This is a genomic window from Silvibacterium bohemicum, from assembly GCF_001006305.1.
Classification (GTDB): domain Bacteria; phylum Acidobacteriota; class Terriglobia; order Terriglobales; family Acidobacteriaceae; genus Silvibacterium; species Silvibacterium bohemicum.
In genome coordinates, this window is the sequence record NZ_LBHJ01000002.1 from 60,420 (window position 1) to 78,028 (window position 17,609).

9 protein-coding genes and 3 tRNA genes are annotated in these 17,609 nt (G+C 57.1%); 9 read left to right on the forward strand and 3 right to left on the reverse strand.

All coding sequences use genetic code 11. The features are described from left to right. The first annotated feature begins 303 nt into the window (after window positions 1-303). The 7 genes from XX99_RS04155 to XX99_RS04180 all read left to right on the forward strand — a co-directional run bounded on the left by XX99_RS04155 (window position 304) and on the right by XX99_RS04180 (window position 13,595). On the forward strand, window positions 304-1,299 hold the full coding sequence (locus XX99_RS04155) for a zinc-dependent alcohol dehydrogenase family protein (RefSeq protein WP_050058143.1): 996 nt from the start codon (window positions 304-306) through the stop codon (window positions 1,297-1,299). Between the two features lie 167 nt (window positions 1,300-1,466). Next, complete coding sequence (gene lgt / locus XX99_RS26525; RefSeq protein ID WP_156185790.1) at window positions 1,467-2,327, forward strand: prolipoprotein diacylglyceryl transferase; 861 nt, start codon at window positions 1,467-1,469, stop codon at window positions 2,325-2,327. Continuing rightward, a tRNA-Ser gene (locus XX99_RS04160) sits at window positions 2,307-2,381 on the forward strand. Before lgt ends, XX99_RS04160 begins: the two co-directional genes overlap by 21 nt. 198 nt (window positions 2,382-2,579) lie before the next feature. Beyond that, window positions 2,580-5,465 (forward strand): sensor histidine kinase, encoded by a 2,886-nt coding sequence (locus XX99_RS04165; RefSeq protein WP_184085166.1) that lies wholly within the window; start codon window positions 2,580-2,582, stop codon window positions 5,463-5,465. Further along, entirely contained in the window at window positions 5,419-6,084 is a 666-nt protein-coding gene (locus XX99_RS04170; protein WP_050058145.1) for a response regulator transcription factor, read from the forward strand. Before XX99_RS04165 ends, XX99_RS04170 begins: the two co-directional genes overlap by 47 nt. Window positions 6,085-6,375: 291 nt before the next feature. Beyond that, window positions 6,376-10,092: an Ig-like domain repeat protein gene (locus tag XX99_RS04175; RefSeq protein ID WP_050058146.1), complete on the forward strand. Its 3,717-nt coding sequence runs from the start codon at window positions 6,376-6,378 to the stop codon at window positions 10,090-10,092. A gap of 425 nt (window positions 10,093-10,517) precedes the next feature. Beyond that, a complete protein-coding gene (locus XX99_RS04180) occupies window positions 10,518-13,595 on the forward strand; it encodes a sensor histidine kinase (protein WP_050058147.1) in 3,078 nt (1,025 codons plus the stop codon). A 131-nt stretch (window positions 13,596-13,726) separates the two neighbouring features. Here the strand turns inward: XX99_RS04180 and XX99_RS04185 are convergent, their stop codons facing one another. Beyond that, complete coding sequence (locus XX99_RS04185) at window positions 13,727-14,476, reverse strand: SDR family NAD(P)-dependent oxidoreductase (RefSeq protein WP_050058148.1); 750 nt, start codon at window positions 14,474-14,476, stop codon at window positions 13,727-13,729. 681 nt (window positions 14,477-15,157) lie between these two features. Here XX99_RS04185 and XX99_RS04190 point away from each other — a divergent pair. Further along, a complete protein-coding gene (locus XX99_RS04190) occupies window positions 15,158-16,528 on the forward strand; it encodes a cytochrome P450 (RefSeq protein ID WP_050058149.1) in 1,371 nt (456 codons plus the stop codon). A gap of 174 nt (window positions 16,529-16,702) precedes the next feature. Here the strand turns inward: XX99_RS04190 and XX99_RS04195 are convergent. Continuing rightward, window positions 16,703-16,779 (reverse strand) — tRNA-Pro (locus XX99_RS04195). 85 nt (window positions 16,780-16,864) lie between these two features. Next, on the reverse strand, window positions 16,865-17,404 hold the full coding sequence (locus tag XX99_RS04200) for a DUF4112 domain-containing protein (protein WP_050058150.1): 540 nt from the start codon (window positions 17,402-17,404) through the stop codon (window positions 16,865-16,867). A gap of 98 nt (window positions 17,405-17,502) precedes the next feature. On the opposite strand from XX99_RS04200, the gene XX99_RS04205 reads away from it, so the two are divergent. Next, window positions 17,503-17,577 (forward strand) — tRNA-His (locus XX99_RS04205). Window positions 17,578-17,609 lie beyond the last annotated feature (32 nt).

Sequence of the window (17,609 nt, forward strand, 5' to 3'; positions counted from 1 at the left end):
CATTCTGGCTGAGAACTCCTAATGCGCTTCGCGGACATTTCCTGCAAATAACATAGATTTTCTCTGCATCGAGCTTCTGTGTCTCGCGAGTGTATTCGTTGAAGAGAATGAATAGGCTTCGGTAGCCATGGAACAAAATGGGCATATTCAAAATTGCCGGCCAGGGAATGGCTGAACGGTTATATTTTAAAAAGAATCCGACTGGTCGATTTTGTGCTCTTAAGAGCATGCGTTCCGCGATGTCTGTCGTAGTTCTAGCGACGCATTTCATTGAGCAACACGTATCAGAAGGGAAGTCATAGCATGGCAAAGAGAGTGCGCTTTTATGAGACAGGTGGACCTGAGGTCCTAAGAATTGAAGAAGCCCCTGCAACAGGTCCCGGCAAGGGAGAGGCCGTACTGCGGGTGCAGGCGATTGGGCTGAATCGCGCAGAATCGATGTTTATGCACGGCCAATATCTGGAGCCCACGCAGCTTCCCGCCAAACTCGGATACGAAGCGGCCGGAGTGGTTACTGCCGTCGGCGCCGATGTGGACAAGAGCATGATCGGCAGGAAGCTGTCGACAATGCCGGCGTTCTCGCTGAATCAGTATGGCGTACTTGGTGAGGAGGTAGTGGTTCCAGTGCATGCGCTGGCGGAATATCCGGATCACCTGTCTCCTGTCGAAGCCACTTCGATCTGGATGCAGTATCTGACGGCCTACGGAGCCCTCATCGAGTTTGGGAAGCTCAAGAAGGGGGAGTTTGTCATCATTACTGCGGCTTCAAGCAGCGCAGGATTGGCAGCGATTGAGACCGTGAAAGCGGAAGGCGGCGTTGCTATCGCTACGACTCGTTCGCGCGCGAAATATGATGAATTGCTCAAGCTGGGCGCCGATCACGTGATCGTAACCGACGAGGAGAATCTCGTTGAACGGGTGAAGGAGATCACGAGCGGAGTGGGTGCTCGTATCGTGTTCGATCCGATCGGGGGACCGATGCTCGATCAACTGGTGGAAGCCGCGGCTCAGGGCGCGACCATATTCGAGTACGGAGCGCTATCGAAAGACAGGACGCCCTACCCGCTCTTTCAATCAATAGTCAAAGGGCTCAACATCCGGGGCTATTGGCTGGTGGAGATTATGCTCGATCCCGAACGACTTACCAGAGCGAAGAGCTACGTGTTCGAGAAGCTGGCAAGCAAGCAGTTCAGACCGAAGGTCGCTAAGACCTTTCCGTTTGAGCAGGTCGTGCAGGCGTACCAATATTTGGAATCGAACAATCAGATCGGCAAGGTCGTTGTGACTGTCGGCAAGTAGACAGACCCATTAGCATCTGTCCTTTCAGGGAAGGCGCCGCGGGTCGTCGCCTTCCGGGGAATGTGGATGTGCTTCCTCACGGAATGAGCGGGCTGCGCGAGGGGAAATGTATATATTCTCCTGCGTTTATAATGATAATGAATTATATTTAGCGATTAATGCTCATCATGCCGGCGAAACCATCAATAAAGGACACGATCTTTTTCTCAATTCAGAGGCATTATTGGGTCGATAACCTCAATCCCTGGATCGTTCACTTTTACGGAGGCTTTGGCATCCGCTGGTATGGGGCTTCCTACGTGGCCGGCTTCCTTATTGCGGCATGGATGTTTTCCCGCTGGGCGAGGCGAGGCCGATTGCCTCTATCTGCCGATCAAGTTCCAACACTCATGCTCTACCTTTCGGCTGGAGTCATCGTGGGAGGCAGAGTGGGTTACTGCATCTTCTACGACCTTCACGATGTGATGCACGATCCACTCGAGGTCTTCGCTGTCTGGCATGGGGGAATGGCGAGCCATGGCGGCATCCTTGGCCTGGTGCTTGCGCTTTGGCTCTTCGCGACCCGTTTTCGAATCGATCCCCTGCGGCTTCTTGACGCTGCTGCTGCTGTGGGACCGCTCGGAATCGCTCTCGGGCGCATCGCCAACTTCATCAACGGGGAGCTATGGGGACGCCCAACGACGGTTGTCTGGGCGGTGATCTTTCCTGAGGCGCCGCTTATCGGCGGCGTGAATGTTCCCCGTCATCCAAGCCAGATCTACGCCGCTCTTATCGAAGGGCTGATGGTCTTCTTTATCGCCCAGTGGACCTATGCCAAAACTAAGCGGCCTGGACTGACGACTGCTGCTGTATGCGTTGCTTACGGGGTGGGCCGATTCATTGATGAGTTCTGGCGAGAACCGGATCTAGGGCAGCCGGTGTATTGGGGATGGATGAGCAAGGGGCAGCTGCTGACGATTCCCATGATCGCTTTCGGGATCATCCTTTTCATTCGACAATTCAAACACGGCGCGGTACCCAAGGGGTAAGGGATGGGCTTACTCGGCCTTGATGCGCCGGTTCGAGTCCGGTCCGCGCCGCCAATCATCTTGGATCGGGCGGCCATAAAGTCGAGATTTTTGGCCGAAGCTGGTGCATTCCGTTGAATACTACGTTTAAGTATGGGCGGAATCATCCAACTCGGGCGGAAGGTCCGAGAGCGTTTTCGATGTAGAAGCTTTCTGCTGCTTTTTGTCCTCATCCTTATTTCGTTGGAAGCTCCTGCGCTTGCGGCTTCGAGTTTGCTGCGCGATCAAGTGCTCACGACGTGGACGACCGAGCAGGGGCTGCCGCAGAACTTCATCACGTCGCTCGCACAGACTTCCGATGGATTCCTCTGGGTTGGAACGATGAACGGTCTGGTGCGCTTTGATGGCCTTCACTTCCGCGGATTCAGCCAGGATGGTCCGCCTGAGCTGCAGGGCTTTATTGGCGGCCTGGTGAAGGATGGCGGCGACGGACTCTGGATCGTGACGTCTTCCAGCCTCTTTCACTACGAACATCATCGTTTCGAATCCATTCTCTTTGACGGGCGCGCACATTACCGGGTGGAGACAGTTGCGCGTTCGAACAGCGGCGAGGTGTGGCTCTTCTTCGAAGGCAAGCTGATGCGCACGGATCGAGACAAGCTCGTTCCGGGGCGGCTACCCGATGGCGTTGGACGAGTGAGCGACATGGCGGAGAGCCGCGATGGGTCGCTTTGGATTGCCAACCACCAAACTATCTTCCGGATGAACCACGGAGCGCTGGCCGGAAAGTATGAGCTTCCCGATTGCCACTTTGTATATGCCGACCGCTTCGGCGAGGTATGGGCGGGAGACGGGCATGGTTTATTTCATTTCGCAGGGAACGGGTTCGTGCCGGTTTCGAATCCCGGATTGGATAACTTCGTCAGCATTACGGTCGATAGCCAGCACCGGCTTTGGATGGCGAGCGGCGGACTGCATGGCGTTACTCGCAAAACGGGCACCGAGATCGAGAGGCTTACCGAAGCGGATGGCATGGCCAGCAACGATGTTCGCATGGTTCTCGAAGATCGCAATGGAGACTTCTGGCTGGGAACCATCGCGGGCCTGCAGCGCCTTCACCAGGGAATTTTCACGAGCTACACGGTCGCCAACAGGCCGGGAGGACAACTTAGCCAGACGGTTTCCATCTTCGAGCAGAAGGACGGCTCGATCTGGACGGGAACTTTGGAAGGCGGCGTCGTCCGATGGCGCGACGGCCGCCAGGAGCGATTCGATAAAGTTCAAGGGCTGCCTCCGGGACAGGTGCGAGGTTTTTTCGAGAGCGGATCTAAGCTGTCCGTTGCGATTGCAGATTATGGAATCTTTGAAAAGCGCGGAGACCGGTTTACGAAAATGCCGCGGATTCCTCATGGCTATGTGAGCATGCCGGTTGCAGCGGGCGACGGCAGCGTTTGGTTTTACGTGGGAAATCGCGGCGTTTATCGCCTTCGCGATGGAACGATCACAGAGTTCGGAGCGAAAGATGGTTTGAGTGAAAGACAGATATCGTCTCTCGCCATAGATGGCCACGGCCAATTGTGGATTGGCGGCGCGGAAGGCCTGGAGCGTTGGAATGGCAGCCGCTTTGAACGGGATTTCCATGTTGGTGCTCCGGTTCTCTGCATGGCATGGCCGAGGGATGGGCTCGCAGTCGGTACCTTCAACGGCTTATTGCTGCGGAGCGGAGCGAGCGTGGTGGGACGGCTGCTGACGCAGAAGGAAGGATTGCCCGGCAACATGGTGCTGGATCTGCTGAGCGACGACGCGGATAACTTGTGGGTTGCGACAGCGAGCGCCATCGCGCGCATCGATCGCGAACAATGGAAAGCATATGCGGATGGCAAAGTCGCGCGCATCGATGCGACGCTGTTCACCGAGGCCGATGGTCTGAAGAGCCGGTATGTGCTGCCGCTGAACGGCGTCTCCGCAATACGCGCGCGCGACGGGCGGCTGTGGTTCGCGACCATCAAAGGGCCGGCGGTCGTCGATCCGCATCTGGAGAGGGAGCGGCCGGCGCAAGCGGTTCTGGATGGCATTGCCGTGGACGATCAGCATCACCTGCCTAGCGATCTGGCAGTGAGTCCGGGGCAGCATCGAATTACTTTCACTTACACTTCTCCCGCGACTCTGGCTCCGGAGCAAACGCGCTTTCGCTATCGCCTGATCGGGTGGGATCGCGATTGGGTCGATGCAGGCACGGCGCTCGAAGTCTCTTATACTGGCCTCCGTCCGGGAAGATATAAGTTCCAGGTAATGGCAACAAACCGTGAAGGTGGATCGAGTCCATCTCCGGCGCAGGTGGAAATCGAGTTGCGACCTTTCTTCTGGCAGACTAAGTGGTTTCTAGTTGCAGCTATATTTGTTACGGTTGGAGTTATTGTCGAAGTTACACGGCGATTCACCGGGCGAAGAGCGGAACGGCTGAGCATGCGCTTCCAGGAGCGCGTTGCGGAGCGGGAGCGGATTGCACACCAGATTCACGACACGGTGATTCAGGATCTGATCGGAGCGACGTTGCAGCTGGAGATACTCGGATTCGAGATCGCCGATCAGCCGGAGAAATCGAAGACATCGCTGACTAAACTTACCGAGCGCATGCGCGAGACGATTGCCCGCAGCCGCAACATGGTTTCGAATCTTCATTCGACAGCCGTTTCGCAATACAGCCTGGTGGATGTATTGCGGCACTCGGAGGCGGAGTTCCGGTCCGGCCCGCTGCCGGTGTTCGATCTGACGTCGACGGGAGAGTCGCGCGAGGTGCATCCCCTGGTTCGCGACGAGGTCTACCGCATCTGCAGGGAGGCATTGGCAAATGCTTTCCGGCATGCCAACGCTGAATACGTAACCGTGGAAGTACGCTTTTTGCCGCAGATCCTCGAGGTTGAAATCGCCGATGACGGGCAGGGGATGTCGAACGAAGTATTGACGCGGGGCCGCGCCGGCCACTTTGGATTACGCGGAATGCAGGCGCACGCGCAGCGCATCGGCGCCTCACTTACAATCGAGAGCGCGGTTGGAGAAGGCACTAACGTTATACTGCGCGTGAAGACACACAAGTCCCTCTGGCGGAAAAATGGTTTACGAAGATTCAGGGCTGGCAGCAACGAAGGAAGCGACTGAGATAGCTCCTATCGAAGTAGTGATCGTCGACGATCATCCGATGGTGCGCGAGGGATTGGCCGGCATTCTGGAGCGGCACAACATCAAAGTCGTAGCTCTGGCTACGAATGGAAGAGAAGCGATCGAGATGTATGCGATCCATCGCCCGGATGTGATGCTGCTGGATCTGCGCCTGCCTGACCAGAGCGGATTCGACGTAGTTCGCAGCATTCTGGCTACAGATCCGCAGGCTCGTATTATCATCCTGAGCTCGGCGCAGGGCGACGCATCCATCTACAACGCGATCAGCCTTGGCGTGCGAGGTTATCTTCTCAAGGGCATCGATGGCGTTACGCTCGCGAACCAGATACGGCATGTCCGGGCAGGCGGCAGCTGCCTCTCTCCGGAGACAGCGGAGAAGTTGACCCAATATATCTCATCTCAGAAGCTCAGCGACCGGGAGATTGAAGTTCTGGGGCTGATCTCCAAGGGTAAAAGTAATAAAGAAATCGCCGATCTTATCTTCGTGACCGAGAACACGGTGAAGATGCACGTCAAGAAGATTCTGGTAAAGCTTCAGGCCAATGACCGCACCCAGGCAGTAGTCATCGCCATCCAGCGCGGCCTTCTCGACGCGTAGAAGTTATCTCGTAAATTACTTCTGTTTATAGGGCCTGTTGTTGAAGTGCGTTTTGTACATTCCGCAGAAGCGGAAGTGCGTCTATGGGTAGTTTCCGAATAGTTTTCGAGCTACCCTTTCGGGTAGTTTGAAAACTATCCCTCAGTTCTTTTCGTTCTCCTTCCCCGAGGGTGTTAAGCTTTCGAAAATTTTCCGAGTTGTGTACTCCGCACCGTCTACCCAGCTACAGGTCGCGCAGCAGAGCATGGGATTCGTGCCATCCACCCCACGTTTCATTTCGGAGGTCCGCCTATGAAATTTCCCCGCCTTTGTGCTTTGCAGCTCGCCACATCCGTGACTGGCGCGCTGCTCATGCTTGCTCCTCTCTCTCACGCGCAGGTCGTACCGAAGATCAATCAGGCCGTCGATCCCAGCCAGCGAGCGGTGCTGGGAGGTACGGTGCATCCATTGACCAAAACGGCGAGCGATCTTGGCCGGGCTGATTCCGGGCTGGCGATGAAGGACATGCTGCTGACGCTGCGTCCCTCGGTTACTCAGCAGGCAGCGTTGAAAAAATACGTGGAAGACCTTCACAATCCCAACTCGGCGAGCTTTCACAAGTGGCTGAGCCCGGCGCAATACGCGACGCAATTCGGAGCCAGCGATCAGGATCTTCAAGCGATTAGCAACTGGCTTTCGACGAACGGCCTCAGTGTCGAAGAGGTTTCTCAGGGCAAGAGCTGGATCCGTTTCAGCGGGAATGCGGGTCAGGTAGAAAGCACATTTCAGACGGCGATCCATGAATACTCCCTGAATGGCGCGAAGAAATACGCTAACGCCACGAGCCTTTCGATTCCCGCGGCGCTGGCTCCCGCGGTTACCGGCGTAGTGAGCATGAACAACTTTCTTTCGAGCCCCCAGCACACGGTCCCGGCGAAGGTTGCGCGTAATACGAGCGGAAGGCTGGCGCGGGTTGCCGGCAGCGTTGGAACTCCAACATCGCCTGCGCTCACTTCGGCGGGAACCCAGATCGAGACGTATCTTATGCCGGGCGATTTCGCCAATATCTATGACACGCAAAGCGTGGTCAGCAGCGGCATCGACGGCTCAGGAGTTTCGATTGCGGTGGTGGGTCGCTCTGACATCAGCATGTCGGACGTGGAGGGGTTTCGCACCATTGCGGGACTGCCGTTTAACGATCCGAATGTTATCTATGCAACCACCGATCCCGGAGTGATCGACGGTGACAGCCTGGAGGCTTCGCTCGATATTGAATGGTCCGGCGCGGTGGCTCCGAAAGCGAAGATCGATTATGTGATCGGCGCCAGCACCTCCACGACTGACGGTGTGGATCTGGCTTCTACCTACATCGTCGACAGAGCACTCGCTCCGATCATGACGGTAAGCTTCGGGCTTTGCGAGGCGGACATGTCGGATTCGCAGATCTCGTTCTACCACCTGCTGTGGCAACAGGCGGCTGCCGAAGGCATCACCGTACTGGTCTCTTCGGGAGATGCGGGCGCGAGTGGCTGCAACACTCCCAGCAACGAATCGACGACGTATGGTTTCGGCGTCAACGGCCTGGCCTCGACTGCTTACAACGTAGCCGTGGGCGGGACCGAATTCAACGACGCGAACGTGAACAGCTATTGGAACCTGAACAACAGCAAGAATCTTGCTTCGGCCATCGGCTATATTCCCGAGGCGGTATGGAATGAGTCGTGCGCCGAGAATGTTGCGCCCAGCTTCACCAACTGCTACTTCCCTCCTTACTATCTCTACTCATATGCAGGCGGCGGGGGGGCCAGCTCCTGCGCGAGCCGCACGACGGACGATTCCGGAAACGAATATTGTTCGACGGGATATGCGAAGCCCTCGTGGCAGACGGGTACCGGCGTTCCGCACGACGGTGTGCGCGATCTGCCGGACGTGGCGCTGGCCGCAGCCTCCGAGCATGACGGATACATCCTTTGCTACGAAGGAAGCTGCCAGTGGACGACAAACCCAGATGGCTCGATCACATTGGATCAGGCCACAATTGTGGGCGGCACTTCGGCGGCCTCTCCCTCGATGGCCGGAATCATGGCGCTGGTCGAGCAGAAGCATGGCCAGTTCCAGGGCGTGGTGAACTACCAGCTCTACCAGCTCGCGAGCGCGCAGCAGACCAGCAGCTGCAACTCGAGCGCACTCACCAATCCAACGCAGAAGAACGCGTGCGTCTTCCATGACGTGACACTCGGATCGAACGCTGTTCCCTGCTTTCAGGGCAACCAGGATTGCCAGGGCACGGATTCGCCGGTGCTGGTGGGAGAGAGCCTTCCGCCGGCAATCTTTCCGCCCAGCAGCTTTACCGACGGCCATTCCGCGACGGTTGGCTACGACCTCGGCTCCGGTCTGGGCTCGGTCGACGCAGCCAATCTCATCAACTCGTGGAATGTACGAAAGACATCGCCTTCGACAACCACTCTGAACCTTTCACAAACGGTCTTCCAGCATGGCGCTCCGATCACGTTGAGCGGTAAGGTCAGCGCCGCATCCGGCCACGGCACTCCTTCGGGAGAGGTCCTGATCTCTGCCACCTCGGCAAACGCGGTCGCGACGGCTCCATTGAGCGCCGGCGCCTACAGCACTTCGAGCATCAACCTGCCTGGCGGTCACTACACTGTGACTGCGAACTACTCCGGCGATACCACGTATGGCAGCAGCACTTCCACGCCAGTCTCGGTTACTGTCGCACCGGAAAACAGCACGGTCACCGGCACCAGCTTCGCGTATAGCCGCTTCTATATCCTCGGCAGGCGGCCGGTCGTGCAGCTCAACAACACGGCTCTGGGGAATTCGTTCTGGCTGCAATTCCAGGTGGCCGGCGTATCCGGATCGACCCAGGCAACCGGCTCGATCACCTTGTCGACGGGTGGAAAGACGATCGGCACGTATCCGTTATCGAATACGGGGCTGATCTATGTGCAGTGCGGACCGCAGACGCCCTGCGATTACGCGCCCGGCACCTACACCTTCACCGCGGCGTACTCGGGAGATGACAGCTTCCACGCCAGCACCACGACCCTGCCCTTCACCATCACCAAGGGCACTACGTACTGGTCAACATCAGCCAGCAACACCACGCCAATTGCGGGGACTCTCATCACCGGATACGTCTCCTTCGAAGCCGACCCAGCTGTTCCTCCCACCGGTTCCGTGACGCTTAGCCGCTCCGATACGGGTGCCGCTCTGGGAACGGGCACGATCGGCAAAAACGCAACTGTAGCCATTCCATTCAACGCACCTGCGGGCGCTTATAACCTGATCGTGAGTTATGCCGGCGATGCCAACTACACCAATGGAGGCTGGCAAGAGGAGCAGGAAGTCATTACGGAAAGCGCGGCTGGGCGTAAGGCTGTGGACATCGGCCTTCACCTGGGAACGAAGTACTTCACGCTCGGGCAGCAGTCGGAGTTTACGATCACGGTGAATGCTGCGGCCAAGAACAGCACCGCGATTCCGATCGGGTATGTACAGCTGTACTCGAACAACGGTCCTATCAGCGGCCAGCTGCTGCTCTCCGGCGGAGTTGCCAGCGGCGTCGTCGAGTGGGATACGGTTGGAGCGCAGAACGTGTATGCGGTGTACGACGGAGATGCCAACTACATCGGCGTCAACTGCGTGCCGGTGCCGGTCACGGTGTATCAGGCCACACCTCAACTCGCATTGCAGGCTGGAGCACAAAGCCTTACCGTTGGTTCCGAAACCAGCGTGACAGCTTTCCTGCTCAGCCCGCTCTCGTCGACCACAGTACCGGCGCCGACCGGCAGCATTCAGTTTTATGACTCTCCAAATGGAGGCGCGGCACGGCCGGTGAGTGTTCCCCAGGTGGTGATCGGTGGGAACGGGGGATCTCTTATCTCCACTCTGGCGCTCACCCTGCCGCAAGGAAACCATCTGATCACCGCGGTTTACTCCGGAGATGCCAACTGGAAGTCCGTTGCTTCGCGGCCGGTTTCTATTGTGGTCATGAAAGGCGGGAGCTAAGCATTCTGGCGATGAAGGCTGAGGTGATCGAGCCTTAGTCTTCGTCGCTTCCTCTTCAACGTCGCACTGGAAATTCGCCGGGTAGTTGCGCTTAGGAAACTCAAGCGCAATTACCCGGAATTTTTTTTGGAGCGAACTCAGAACGGATCGCGGCAGAACATCAACCTCAGACAGGAACTCCCGTGCATCCATTTCAGGGTTCTCAGGTTCGGGTTTCTCGTGTCGGATTTTCTCGTATTCAGATTTTCAGGGCCAATGGGTAGCTGCTATCATTTGGCCGCGTAAGCTGGCACTCTCCCGCCCCAGCGCCATCCCCAATGCAGGCTCTAGCGACGGCCGAAGATCCCAATGAGATAATGCACCGATACAAAAAAGCCCCCGCTTCGCGAGGGCAGCATTGAACTCTTTCTGGGAAAAAGGGAGCAATGACGGCATTCCGGCGCTTGGCGATCCTCGTCGTTTTCTTCCTCTCAGGCATGCACTCCATCCTGGCCCTGGACCCTGCGCGGCAGATTTCCCAATACCGGCATAGCGCCTGGCGAGCGGGAGATGGAGACTTCAACGGCAGCCCGGCGGTGCTGGCCCAGACGCTCGACGGCTATCTGTGGATCGGCACCGGAACAGGATTGATCGGCTTCGATGGCGTGCGCTTCGTGCCCTGGGTTCCACCCGCCGGCCAGCAGCTGCTCGATCCGCGGATCTTTTCCCTGCTCGGGGCGCGAGACGGCAGTCTGTGGATCGGTACCGGATTCAGCATCTCGCATTGGAAGAACGGACGACTGACCAATTACCCGGAGCTGAGCGGGCGCATCGAGGCTATGGCCGAGGACGGCGAAGGAAGCATCTGGCTGGCGCGCACGCATATGCCGGACAAAATGGGCCCGGTCTGCCGTATCAAAAACGAGCAGCTTCGTTGCTTCGCGGGAGACCAGAAAATTCCCTTTCCCAATGCCCTGCAGTTGGCGAATGGAGGCCACGATGAGTTGTGGATCGGAGGCTACTCCGAGCTATGCCTGTGGAAGCCGGGATCGGGGCGCGTCTATTTTCCGAATGTGACGGGAAGGCCTGAAGGCTTTCCGCTGTTCAAGGCGCTTGCGGCCGCGCCGGATGGATCGGCCTGGGCGGCGATTGATGTATCCGGAAAGTTTCTGCAGCTCCAGCATTTTGAGGGATCGGATTGGAAGCCCATCGATTATCCGGGTATCGGCGTCGAGAACTCCGATGTCACGGCAGTGTTCATCGACCGGGAGAACTCTCCGTGGATCGGGACGGCGCATCATGGGATCTTTCGCGTGCGCGGCGACGTGATCGATCACTTCGACCGCACCGATGGCTTGTCGAGCGATGACGTGGCAAGTTTTTTTCAGGACAAAGAAGGCACGGTGTGGGTCGCGACATCGGCAGGTATCGACAATTTTCGCGACACGCTAGTGACGACTTACTCGATGCGCGAAGGCTTGTCGGCGGATAGTGCGATGGCGGTGCTCGGAGCGCACGACGGGACCTTATGGATCATCAACAACTATGAATCGCTGGAGTCCCTACGCGGGAATCAAGTGTCGGCGCTGCGCTCCACGCATGGCCTGCCCGGACGGCATGTCTCGACATTTTATGAAGATCGCAGCGGACAGTTATGGGTGGGTATCGACAACAATCTCTGGGTCTACCAGCAGGGCGTCTTCCGCGTCATCTCCCACACCGATGGCAGTCCGCTGGGCATCATCTTTTCGATTGCCGAAGATGGGCTCGGAAATATGTGGGTGCGGGCCGGCCCTAACCTCGACCGGATACGGGATTTCAAAGTTCAAGAAGAATACTCCTCACAGCAGGTCTCGACCTCTTACATCCTCACGGCCACCGCGGATGGATCTGCCGTGCTGGGACTGGTAAATGGCGATCTTGTCTTCTATAAGGATGGCAAGACGCAGACCATTCCTTCCCATGAAGCTGGACATAACCGCCAGATTCGCGACCTGTTGGTCGATTCTGACGGCTCGGTCTGGGGCACGAACGTCGACGAGTTGATCCGATGGAAGGATGGAGTGCGCACCAACCTGGGCGTGCGCAACGGACTTCCCTGCGATGGCATCTTCGCCCTGGTGGAAGACAAGCAGGGCTCCATCTGGCTTTATACGAAATGCGGGCTGGTTTCGATCAACAAGTCGCAGCTAGACCTTTGGCGCGCGCACCCGGACACCTTAGTCAAAAACACGCTGCTGGATGTTTTCGACGGAGTGCAGCCGGGGCTGACCGACCTGAAGCCGCAGGCTACGATGACGCCGGATGGACGGCTGTGGTTCGTTAACAAACGGCTTCTGCAAATGGTCGACCTATCGCACGTGCGAAGAAATGAGATTCTACCGCCGGTTCATATCGAAGAAGTGGTCGCGGATCGCGAGAATTATTCTGCAATCGAGAATCTTCGCCTGCCGGCACTGACGCGCGATCTGCGAATCGATTACACCGCGCTCAGCTTTGTCGATCCGAAGAAGGTCCGCTTCCGATACCGGCTGGAGGGGCACGACTCGCGATGGCAGGAGGCGGGCATCCGGCGGCAGGCGTTTTATATGAACCTGTCTCCCGGAAACTACCGGTTTCATGTCATCGCGTGCAATAACGACGGGCTGTGGAACGAGACCGGAGCGACTCTGGACTTCAGCGTTGCGCCGGCATGGTATCAAACCAAGCTCTTCCTAGTTTTGAGCGCGGCGACTGTTTTTTTGCTGGGCTGGCTCATCTACCAGATGCGCATCCGAAAGATTGCGGCCATCATGAGTGCACGCTTCGATGAGCGGTTAGCGGAGAGAACCAGGCTTGCGCGAGAACTGCACGATACGCTGCTGCAAACGATTCAAGGCAGCAAGATGGTAGCCGACGATGCGCTCGATGAATCAGTCGATCTGGCCGCCATGCGCCGCGCAATGGAGCGGGTATCGGGATGGCTGGGGAAGGCAATGGAGGAGGGCCGGACCGCGCTCCGTTCGCTGCGCGCCTCGACGCTCGAGGCGAACGATCTTGCATCAAGCCTGCGCGATGCGACGAAGACCTGTCTCATTCATGGTTCCATGGAAGTTGAGTTTTCGGTCAACGGCACATCGCGGCCGATGCACCCGATCGTTCGAGACGAAATCTACCGCATCGGATATGAAGCCATTCGCAACGCAAGCATCCATTCGAAAGGAAGCCGGCTGCTGGTGGAACTGGTCTATGGGCAGGATCTTCTTCTGCGCGTCAAGGACAACGGCAATGGCATGGAACCGGCGATTGCAGAGGCGGGAAAAAAGGGACACTTCGGACTGCAAGGAATGCGGGAACGGGCGGCGCGCATCGGCGCGAAGCTGAGCATCGTTACATTCACCGCGTCCGGAACCGAAGTTTCACTCGCTGTTCCAGGTCGAAGTGTCTTCCGCGGAGGAGGGTCTTCCCTGCGAGATATTTTTAGGCGGATCAGGGCTCATTCCACCCGGGAGGCGAAGGAAGTTGGCGTAGATGAACTTCGATGATGGATTCCAGCGGCGATTCGGATGGGGCCATCTGCTTTTTAGTCTGATGCCCTTCGAACCGTTTCCCCGCGGCATGAAAATTCCAGGGCAGGCGAATGTTTGCCCGCCCTGGAATGCCTTCGTCTAAGGCCTTAGCGATTACCGCCTGCAACCTTCAGCGCCTCGCCCGTCACCCAGTGCGAGTCATCTGAAGCGAGGAACACAGCCACCGAGCCATAATCATCCGGCGAGCCAACGCGACCAAGCGGAGTGTCCGCCTTGATCTTTTCGTAGAACTCTCCCTCATGCATCCCGATGGTCTTTATGCCTTCCGTCATGACCAAGCCCGGATTGATGGAATTCACCCGGATGCTGCGAGGTCCCAGTTCGCGAGCCAACACGCCGGTGATCGAATCCACCGCACCCTTTGTTGCCGTATAGATTGCGCTGTACGCCGGATGGATATGGCTTACAACCGAACCGATGTTGATGATGCTGCCGCCGGTCTCGCCAAAGTGCTTCACCGCTTCCTGCGTGGTGCGCAACAGGCCGCGAACGTTGGTGTTGAACATCCAATCGAAATCCTCGTCAGAGAACGCCTCGATTGCGGCGAACTTATACACGCCGGCATTGTTGACCAGCACATTCACCTTGCCCAGAGCCTTTCCGGTCTCAGCAAAGATGCGCTCCACATCTTCGTTCTTCGCAACGCTGCCTTGCACGGCAAACGACTTGCCGCCTGCTTGCTTGATTTTCTCCACGACGCGCTCGGCTCCTGTCTTATCCGAAGCGTAGTTCACCGCGACGGCAGCACCCGCCGCGCCAAGCGATTCTGCAATGGCCGCGCCTATGCCCTTCGATGCGCCAGTTACCAGTGCGACTTTTCCCGTAAGCTTGCCCATGATCGTTTCCTCCCTCGATTTCGTTAGAGTCTTTCATTTTATACGATACGGTACATACCGTATCATAATCCTTTTGATTCACGCCGGGTTGCGATCGATTCAGGGATTGTATTGCGAGCTTTAATAACGACGCAGCTGCTTCTGAATTTGACAGAGGCGGACCGCATGATCTCTGGCACTCCAGCCGGAGATGCCTCCAACTGTGCTGCCATCGGCATTGCCAGTTGCCGTAATTGCAGAGTGCGGTGATTGTGCCGCCCTCAGAAAAATTGTGCGCTCCACCAAGAATAAAAGTCTCGGTCCTCAGTTCTCATACATGCACGGACTTGTGCGGTCTGGCGATGAAGTGCCGGGGCGTTTTCTCAATGGCATCGAGTCGTCATCTTTCAAAGCGCTATGCATCAGCGATGGAAACCGTTGCGAGCAAAGACACACATCGCATGTGTTCGGCGATGTATGCGCATTCGAGAGTGTCTTGATCTTATTCCCGCTGCTTGCTGGGTGCTTCAGCTGCTGGTGAAGTTCTATGTCGCCAGAATGCTGAGAAACGCATGGTTTCGCCTCAATATTTTTGTTCGCGGGGGCTGAGCGTGTTGCACGCCGTTCCGAGATTATCGCGCACGATGATCTGAATATTGACAGAAAAAGATGAATATTATGAGAACGATTGACCCAAGCTGCATGCGGAAGGCGCCGATTCTCTCCGCTCCAGTTCCACCCCGGGAGCCACTGCCGTTTTTCAAATACCTCAGGACGATGCACGACAATGCTCTGGCGGGTTTCCATGAAGATGCCTTTCGGCAACCGATCGTGGAAATAAAGTACTGGCGGCTTCACACCTTCCTAGTTAGCGACCCGGATGCTATTAGGCGTGTGCTGATTGATAACGCCGGCAATTATGTTAAGGGCTTAGTCGAACAGCGTGGCACAACTACCGGCTCCGCACGGAATTTCCCGCGGCCCGACGAGGCTGAGTGGCGCCAGCGTCGCCGTACCATGGCATCTTCCTTCGATTATGGCTCTATCAAAGAGCACTCGCCGGTGATTGTCGACGCTGCCTCGAGGATGTCTACTCGATGGAGTACGTTTCCCCGGAACACAATTGTCGATATCCACACTGAAATGGCAAACCTGACAATGGGGATCATCTCTCGAATCCTGTCTCCTTCCAACTTTGCGGAGCTCGATCAAGTAATGCAGCTTGTATCGGAGCACAAGGGAGGAGAGGCGATTTTAGATCCTATCGACTTTGTTCCCATGCTCGACGTGGTATGGAAAATCTACCGCCGCTACAGGCGCCGTCGCGTGTTCAGGCGGATCGAATCAGCGATTGACCGCGTTATCGAGAGTTCCGCGAAGGAAAAGGTATCCTCGCAGAATCCTTTCTTTGAGCGGCTTTTACAGCAGAAAGATCCCAATACCGGAGGTGGGCTAGATACCCGCGCAATCCACGATCAGATCATTACTATTCTTGGGACGGGACACGAAACCGCCGCATTGGCGCTTATGTGGACGTGGTATCTGCTGTCGCAACATCCCACGCAGGAGGCCAGGCTCCACGCCGAGCTGGACGAACTGCTCAACGGGAGAGCCCCTGAGTTCGCGGATATCCCCAAGCTCCGATATACACGCATGGTTCTGGAAGAGGCGCTTCGGCTCTATCCGCCGACTCATACACTGCCCTGGCGCGGAGCTTTGCAGGATGACGAGCTTTGCGGCATAAAAATTCCGAAAGGCGCCACGGTCTCCATCGTTCCGTGGGTGCTGCACAGACATTGGAGGTTGTGGAAGCATCCGGAACGATTTGATCCTGAGCGGTTTTCAGCCGACCGCAGCAGCGAACGATCCCTCTTCGCGTATCTGCCCTTCGGAATTGGTCCGCGGGTTTGTATCGGTTCCACTTTTGTGATGACGGAGATGGTACTCATCCTCGCAACGCTCGCCCAGCGCTTCCGGCTGCGTCTGGCTCCACATCATGTCGTAGAACCGCAGGGCCTCATTTCACTCAGGGCGCGATACGGCATGAAAATGACCTTGGAAAACCGCTCTTAAAGCAATTCCAGCAATGCTGGACCTCGGAGCCAATGTTCTGCAGTTGGTGCGACCTTACAGGGAGCGGCGACATTGTCGCGCGCGATGCGTTGCCTGCATAGGACCTTCCCACGGCAAAGTTCGTATCACCCCTCCCATACTCAGTCAAAAGTATTGAGGGGAAATAGGTCTAGATGGTCGGGGCGGAGGGATTCGAACCCCCGGCCCTCTGCTCCCAAAGCAGATGCGCTACCAGGCTGCGCTACGCCCCGACGGGGACAGCAAATCTCCGGGCGGAAATTTTGCTGCCTGAGAAATTGTATCGCAGGCGCATGGAGCCTCCCGAACTGTGAAGTTCTAAAGATGCTGTACCAGCCGCGCGAGAATCCATAGAACGACCAGCGCGGGGATGGCGAAAATAGCTGCCAGGGTCAGCACAATCGCGCCTAGAAATACGTAATCTTTCCAGGTGTGGCGGCGTGGCTGGCGCAGGTGCCTGGTCATGAGTGCGTAGTTGCGGCGATTGGCTTTCCACGCGATGTCGAAAGCATCGCCGAGAATCGGAATCGCTCCGATGAGCACGTCGATGGCGAGGTTCACGACCATGCGCACCAGCGCAACATAAGGCACTCCGCGGAACCATGCGGCGACGACGATGATGCACGACGCGAGCCCGGCGAGGATATCGCCGAGGCCTGGAATCAATCCGATGATGCCATCGATGCCGAAGCGAATGGAGGTTCCTGGAATGCGAAACCAGTCGTCGAGAATATGTGCCAGCAGATCGAGATTTTCATCCGCGAAGAGGTTCCGGCCGAAGGCGGCGCGGTCGCGCAAAGGTGCGGATCCGGAAGCGGGTTTGGGCGGCAGGATCTCGGGATTGGCTGGGTGCGGCATGATCGAACTTTCTATCTCACTGCTTTAGGATGCGCTCGGCGGGTCGGCCGCGCCATGCCCTTTGCCTGCTGTAAATGCTACAATTCTTGAAGCGTACGGCGGCTATAGTTCAGTGGCAGAACACCGGTCTGTGGCACCGGGTGTCGTGGGTTCGATCCCCACTAGCCGCCCCAATCGAACGTCATCTTCCGCGGATTCCGGCACC